This window comes from Vibrio sp. D173a (assembly GCF_030248475.1).
Genome location: NZ_JAHGAH010000246.1, coordinates 1 through 6,459, shown reverse-complemented (window position 1 = coordinate 6,459; position 6,459 = coordinate 1). Strand labels below are relative to the sequence as shown.

The 6,459-nt window shown below is 44.1% G+C and carries 6 protein-coding genes; 2 read left to right on the top strand and 4 right to left on the bottom strand.

What is annotated here, in order from left to right; translation table 11 throughout:
• Nucleotides 1–337: 337 nt before the first annotated feature.
• Genes pstB through pstS form a run of 4 tightly spaced genes read right to left on the bottom strand, consistent with a single transcriptional unit; the run spans nucleotide 338 to nucleotide 4,043 of the window.
• The gene (gene pstB, locus KIV40_RS21835) at nucleotides 338–1,198 is read right to left on the bottom strand and encodes a phosphate ABC transporter ATP-binding protein PstB (RefSeq protein ID WP_285351289.1); all 861 of its coding nucleotides are present in this window, start codon (nucleotides 1,196–1,198) and stop codon (nucleotides 338–340) included.
• Nucleotides 1,195–2,031 carry a phosphate ABC transporter permease PstA gene (gene pstA, locus KIV40_RS21830; RefSeq protein WP_005441026.1) on the bottom strand — a complete coding sequence of 279 codons (837 nt, stop codon included), beginning with the start codon at nucleotides 2,029–2,031 and terminating at the stop codon, nucleotides 1,195–1,197. Before pstA ends, pstB begins: the two co-directional genes overlap by 4 nt.
• Nucleotides 2,028–2,957, bottom strand: a complete 930-nt coding sequence (gene pstC / locus KIV40_RS21825) for a phosphate ABC transporter permease subunit PstC (RefSeq protein WP_285351288.1) — start codon at nucleotides 2,955–2,957, stop codon at nucleotides 2,028–2,030. Before pstC ends, pstA begins: the two co-directional genes overlap by 4 nt.
• 51 nt (nucleotides 2,958–3,008) lie before the next feature.
• Nucleotides 3,009–4,043: a phosphate ABC transporter substrate-binding protein PstS gene (gene pstS / locus KIV40_RS21820; RefSeq protein ID WP_285351292.1), complete on the bottom strand. Its 1,035-nt coding sequence runs from the start codon at nucleotides 4,041–4,043 to the stop codon at nucleotides 3,009–3,011.
• Between the two features lie 370 nt (nucleotides 4,044–4,413).
• Here pstS and KIV40_RS21815 point away from each other — a divergent pair, with 370 nt between their 5' ends.
• Together KIV40_RS21815 and KIV40_RS21810 are read left to right on the top strand one after the other, a co-directional pair.
• Entirely contained in the window at nucleotides 4,414–5,808 is a 1,395-nt protein-coding gene (locus KIV40_RS21815) for a HAMP domain-containing sensor histidine kinase (protein ID WP_285351287.1), read from the top strand.
• On the top strand, nucleotides 5,805–6,434 hold the full coding sequence (locus tag KIV40_RS21810; protein WP_285351285.1) for a response regulator: 630 nt from the start codon (nucleotides 5,805–5,807) through the stop codon (nucleotides 6,432–6,434). Before KIV40_RS21815 ends, KIV40_RS21810 begins: the two co-directional genes overlap by 4 nt.
• Nucleotides 6,435–6,459 lie beyond the last annotated feature (25 nt).

The following is a 6,459-nucleotide window of genomic DNA, read 5'->3' as shown; positions in this document are numbered from 1 at the left end:
GGGCCACTTCTCTTTCCTTGGATCTCATCAAAAGCCTGTTCAATCTGCTCTGGTCGCCCTAAATCAACGAGGTGAAAATCCATATCTGGATTCATATTAGGCGCAATGTCTAGCACGATAACTTTTGCTTGTTGCTCAAGGTAGGCAAGAGCAAGGTGTTTGACCGATACCTTGGCTACCGCCGGTAATCACGACAACTTTATCTTTATACATACAGAGTTCTTAATTGTTTTTAATAACCCCAATTTTAGGGCCCAAACGTATAAAAAATAGGCACGATTCTCGCTAAATCGTACCTAGAGAGTGCTGAATCAACAGCCGCTATTGTTGTTATTCGCTATCCAAAATCACCAGAGATGTATCGCTTAGTACGATCATTATCTGGACGGTGGAAAATTTTGTCGGTCGTGCCATATTCTTCTAACTTACCGAGGTACATAAAACCGGTATAATCAGAGATGCGCATCGCTTGCTGCATGTTATGCGTAACGATAACAATGGTGTATTTCTCGCGCAGTTCTGTAATCAAGGTTTCAATCGCTGCAGTCGCAATTGGGTCAAGCGCTGAAGTCGGTTCATCCATTAGGATTACTTCTGGCTCTAGAGCAATCGTGCGTGCGATACATAAACGCTGCTGCTGACCACCAGATAGGCCATTTGCATCGGCATCCAGCTTGTCTTTCACCTCTTCCCACAAGTGCGCGCGTTTTAATGCAGACTCAACACGATCTTTGATTTCTGCTTTGCTAAACGTACCTTGGATTTTAAGACCAAACGCCATGTTCTCGTAAATCGACATTGGGAATGGTGTCGGTTTTTGGAAAACCATACCGATTTTAGAGCGCAGCTCGTTTACATCGGTGTTGTTAAAGATGCTTTCGCCATCCAACAGGATTTCACCTTCTGCATACTGATTACCGTACAAATCGTAAATTCGGTTCAAGGTACGAAGAAGCGTGGATTTACCACAACCCGAAGGGCCAATCAGTGCCGTCACACGGTTTTTGTAAATCGGCATGGATACCGATTTCAATGCTGCATCTGCGCCTTTGTTGTAGTAAAAATTTAAGTTTTGAATATCCATACGATGAGTCAGATTTGCTGTCACATCGTTGGTATTAATGCTGTCTACCAAAGTGCTCATAGTAGGTCCGTTCATGTTGTTTGTAGTGACTGGGTTTAAAGTTGCCGTGTTCATGCTCTTCTCGCTTTAAATAGCTGCGGCAACGAGGTCGCCAGTACGTTAACAATCAAAATAAAGGTCGTGATAATCAGTGCGCCAGCCCATGCTAGCTCCTGCCACGATGTGTAAGGACTCATCGCAAACTGGTAAATCGTTACTGGCAAGTTTGCCATCGGTTTGCTCATGTCCGTGGTCATAAAACTGCTGTTTAGCGCGGTAAACAACAAAGGTGCTGTTTCGCCTGAGATACGTGCGATAGACAATAAAATCGCTGTAATAATACCCGGCGCTGCAGCTCGGTAGCTTAGTTGGGTAATCACGCGCCATTTAGGTGCACCCACGCCACTGCCCGCTTCTTTGAGTGTTGGTGGAACAAGACGAAGCATCTCTTCTGTTGAAGCAACAATCACTGGCAATGCAAGGACCGCGAGTGCAATTGCCCCCGCCCAACCCGAGTAACCACCGGTTGGAACCACAATCAAAGCATAAACAAACAGACCAACTAGAATCGATGGTGCGCTCATTAGCATGCCGTTAAGGAAGCGCAAAGACTCAGCTACCTTGTTGTCTTTGTCTGCCTCAGCAAGCCAAGTACCAGCCAGGACACCAATCGGTGCTGCGATTAAAATGCCCAAACCAGTCAGCATCAAGCTACCAATTAGTGCGTTTTTCAAACCACCTTGGCTGCCAGGACCAGGAGTCAGTTCGGTGAAGGTAGCCAAACTCAAGCCCTTCACACCTTCACCGACAAGCGTGTACAAAATACTGGCAAGAACAAAGACACCGAATGCGGCTGACAAAGAACAAAACGCTAAGAAACTAAAGTTCTTTAATTTTCTAGTATTCATGATGACTTCCTTAGTAAACGTCGAGCAAATACCATCACGAAGAAAGTGATAATAAAGAGCACAACGCCAAGCCCAATAAGTGAAGCGATATGAATTGGGTCTGTCGCTTCATTAAATTGCTGAGCAATCGTCGATGAAATTGAGCTCGCTGGCATAAAGAATGAGAACTCAATACGACTAGCACCACCGATAACAAAAGCCACCGCCATTGTTTCGCCAAGTGCTCGCCCTAAGCCTAAGATGCCTGCGCTTACCGTTGCATTTTTCACTTTTGGGATAAGAACTTTGGTGATCACCTCAAATGGTGTCGCACCTGTTCCATACGCCGCTTCACGAAGTACATCAGGAACCGATTTAAGTGCGTCACGCGTCAATGACGTCATGATTGGCAAAATCATAAATGAAAGGATAATGCCCGCCGCTAACAAACCAATGCCAATCGGTGGCCCATTAAACCAGCTACCGATCAAAGGAATATCAACTAAATGCATGCCTGCCCACATTTGAAACCCTTCTGAGAACCAAGGAACAAAGACAAACAATCCCCACATACCATAGATAATGCTTGGTACGGCAGCGAGTAGCTCAATGGCTTTACTCACTGGCTGACTTAGCCATTTAGGAGCCAGTTCAGAGAGGAACACTGCCGTACCTAATGCGATAGGTGCAGCAATAACAATAGCGATGAAAGAAGTAACAAGTGTGCCGTAAATTGCAGAGGCAGCACCAAATTGACCATTAATAGGATCCCAAATATCTCTAAATAAAAAGCCAGGGCCAAATTCTTTAAAAGCAGACCACCCACCTTCAATGAGTGATAATAAAATACCAATTAGAGTCACAAAGATTAATAAAGCACTCGCGAAACTCAATTTATTAAAAACCGAATCACCATTTACTTTATTTTTAATAGCTAATGTAGTCATAATATTTTATTCAGTTGTCTGGAGAACATATTCCCCAGACAACTTAATGAATTATTGAATAATCGCTTGGCCGTCTGATTTCAAACCATTTTTCCAAGTTTCGTTAACCATGTTAACTACCTTGCTTGGCATTGGGATGTAATCTAGCTCTTTAGTAAGCTCACCTTGCTCATAGCTCCACTCAAAGAACTTCACGATTTCTTTTGCTTTATTCGCATCCGATTGGTCTGTGTGCATTAGGATGAACGTAGCAGCGGTCATTGGCCAAGAATCGGCACCTGGTTGGTCGTTGAGTAGCAGGTGGTAACCCGGTGCATTTTCCCAATCAGCGTTAGCTGCAACTGATTGAAAAGTGTCCATACTTGGGTTTAGGAACTTGCCTTCTTTAGACTGCATTTTCGTGTAAGCAAGGTCGTTTTGCTTAGCAAATGCGTATTCCACATAACCGATCGCACCGCGAGTACGGTTTACGAAGTTTGCGACACCTGCGTTACCGTTACCGCCAATTGTTGTTGCTTTCTTTGGCCATGTGATGTCTTTGCCAACACCAATAGACTCATGCCATTCAGGGCTTACGCGGTCTAGGTAATCAGTAAAGTTGTAAGTCGTACCAGAACCGTCCGAACGGTGCACTACGTAGATAGGTTGATTTGGTAACTCCACGCCTTCGTTTAGCGCTGCAATCGCCGGAGCATTCCAATTCTTGATATTGCCTAGGTAGATATCAGCCAGCACTTTGCCTGTTAGCTTAACTTCACCAGCATCAATGCCAGGGATGTTTACTACAGGAACAATTGCACCCATCACCATTGGGAACTGAATCATGCCCTTTTTGTTCAACTCTTCAATAGTCAACGGCGCATCTGTCGCACCAAAGTCTACTGTGTTTGCTGTGATCTGACGGATACCGCCACCAGAGCCGATCGCTTGGTAGTTGATCTGAACGCCCGTTTCCTTTTGGTACTGCTCAGCCCACTTCGCATAAATTGGATGAGGGAATGTCGCACCAGCGCCATTGATCGTTGTTTTGGCAGCAACGCCAAATGATGCTGCAACCAGAACTGAAGACACTAGAGCTGATTTCATGAATTTCACAATATATCTCCGATATAATTTAGCGATTAAGTTGGGCTAATAAAAAAGCAACATTTAATTAGCCCAGATTAGTTTTAGTGTTCAAGTAAAACTAGGTATTGAAATAAATCCAACAATCAATCGGTGCTCTCCAATCGACGGGTGTAGATTAGAAATTCAATATGACAGTTTTATTAAACATCGAAACCAAACCACACAATGTGAATAACAATTATCTCGGAAGAATTAATTATGATAAGAAAACTTCACACAACTTTTATAAAGTAAGTGCAGATGTAAAAGGATATGTATGCAATGCACCATAATAAGATTGCAAATATTAAATATTGATGAAGGGTACGGAGTCATTTAGACTCAAACCATGGACATGTTACTCATCTTTAAGATCTACCTCTTCTATGGCTTAGCTTTCTTCGCCATCTTTTTTGCCATTCTTTTTCGAGACTTACGCAAAAGCCGGATCGCTATCGCTTCTGCTTTACCTATTCTTGCGTTATTTGGGTTCATTCACGGTTTCCACGAATGGTCAGAACTTTACTTGGTCATGTATGAGCATGAGTTCACGCTCACCAAGGGAATAGAGACTCTTAAGGTATTCAAGCTCTGGTTCTCATTTATTGCGCTTGGTGCTTTTGCATGGAAGATGCTGGATCTCACTGACTGGAAGTACATTAAAGCCATCAAATATGGTGCACTCACTGTTCTTACCTTGTTTGTTATCAGCTTAATCGTTCGGTTCGGAAGTAACGAGTACGCAATTTACATTCACAACACCGCAAACCAAGTCCGATGGATCTTCGGCTTGGGCGCTGGCGCAATCTCTGGGTTAGCAATGATGAGCTATGCGAACATCCTAGAAAAAGAAGGTCATTGCGCATCACTCCCATTTAAGTTAACCGGTCTTGCTTTGATCGCTTATGGCATTGCAGCAGGTGTACTGACCTCCAATTTAGGGCTTTGGGTGCTTGGCGTCAGAATGGTTTGTGCCATTTGTATTTTATGCACCTTATGGATTGCATTACGTGTGTTTGATGATGAAAAAAGCAAGAAGCTCGAAAGCAACATCCAACTCTCTCAACAAGATGCCAAACTTAAAGAACTTGGCGAACTGACTTCCGCGGTTGCTCATGAAATCAAAACGCCACTCTCCAGTGCGACGATGAGCTGCGATTTGTTGGAGAAACATTTACCAGACAACGAGGCCAGTCATAGACACCTAGCCCGCATCCGTCACGGTTTAGAACGTGCTGCAGAGATCAGCCATGAAGTCTTGAATTACGCTCACCACAAACCAATCCAACGCGAAGTGGTTTCTTTGAAAAAGATCGTGGACCAAGCACTTTCTTTAAACCAATACCGCTTAGAGGGCTTCATTGTAAGTACTTCCCTTGATGACACGCTTAATGTCTTAGGCGATGCAGGCCAACTAGAAGAAGTGGTGACCAATATCATCGGCAATGCGATTGATGCTAGCCAAGAACACAAGCAACTCTACATAGAAACGTATCAAGACAAACTGGTGGCGATTCTCTCCATTTCCGACTGGGGAACTGGGATGCCACTAGACAAAATTGCCAAAGCGAAAACACCTTTCTACACCACAAAGCCAAGGGGGGAAGGCACAGGTATGGGATTGGCAATCAGTAATCAAATTATCTTACAACACGGTGGCGAGCTAAACTTGAGGAACTCAAAGAAGAGTGACCACATTACTGGCTTAACAGTTGAAATCCGCTTACCAAGGAACATTGAATGACATTAAAACTCTTACTTGCAGAAGACGACGCAGAATTGCGAGAGGTTCTCGTTGAAGCATTAACCTTGGAATCGTTTGAAGTGGTCGCGTGTGATAACGCTGAAGATGCGCTGGATATTGCCAGCGAGCAACATTTTGACTTAGCTTTGTTTGATGTCGTAATGACTGGCATGACAGGGATTGAAGCCCTTTCAGCCCTAAGACGCCTACATCCAAACATTGGCATCATCATTACCACCGCTTTTGCCACTGTTGATGTCGCCGTCGATGCGATGAAGAAAGGGGCTGATGAATTTCTTACTAAGCCGTTCAACCTTGCTGCATTGTCTGTCACGTTAAAGCGTGTCCACGCAGAGCGCTCACCAAAGTCACCGCTTGATGAAAGAAAGCATGACCAGATTTTTAGTGCGCTCTCCAATCCAATTCGTCGTTCAGTGATAAAGCAACTCAAGATCCATCGAAAAATGAAGTTCATGGACCTCTGCCGTGTGGTTGGTATTGAGGACCACACCAAGTTCAACTTCCACCTAAAACAACTGGTCAACAGCGGTTTGGTTATTAAAGAAGATGGGCGAATTTACTCGCTGACAGAGCAAGGGCAACAAGTTCACTCCAGCATGCTTTAACGCATCTTTAAAATAATCGAGTAGG

Excerpts from the sequence above, each read along its gene's own strand:
- pstB (WP_285351289.1), bottom strand. The coding sequence starts at position 1,198 with ATGAACACGGCAACTTTAAACCCAGTCACTACAAACAACATGAACGGA.
- pstA (WP_005441026.1), bottom strand. The coding sequence starts at position 2,031 with ATGAATACTAGAAAATTAAAGAACTTTAGTTTCTTAGCGTTTTGTTCT.
- pstC (WP_285351288.1), bottom strand. The coding sequence starts at position 2,957 with ATGACTACATTAGCTATTAAAAATAAAGTAAATGGTGATTCGGTTTTT.
- pstS (WP_285351292.1), bottom strand. The coding sequence starts at position 4,043 with ATGAAATCAGCTCTAGTGTCTTCAGTTCTGGTTGCAGCATCATTTGGC.
- KIV40_RS21815 (WP_285351287.1), top strand. The coding sequence starts at position 4,414 with ATGGACATGTTACTCATCTTTAAGATCTACCTCTTCTATGGCTTAGCT.
- KIV40_RS21810 (WP_285351285.1), top strand. The coding sequence starts at position 5,805 with ATGACATTAAAACTCTTACTTGCAGAAGACGACGCAGAATTGCGAGAG.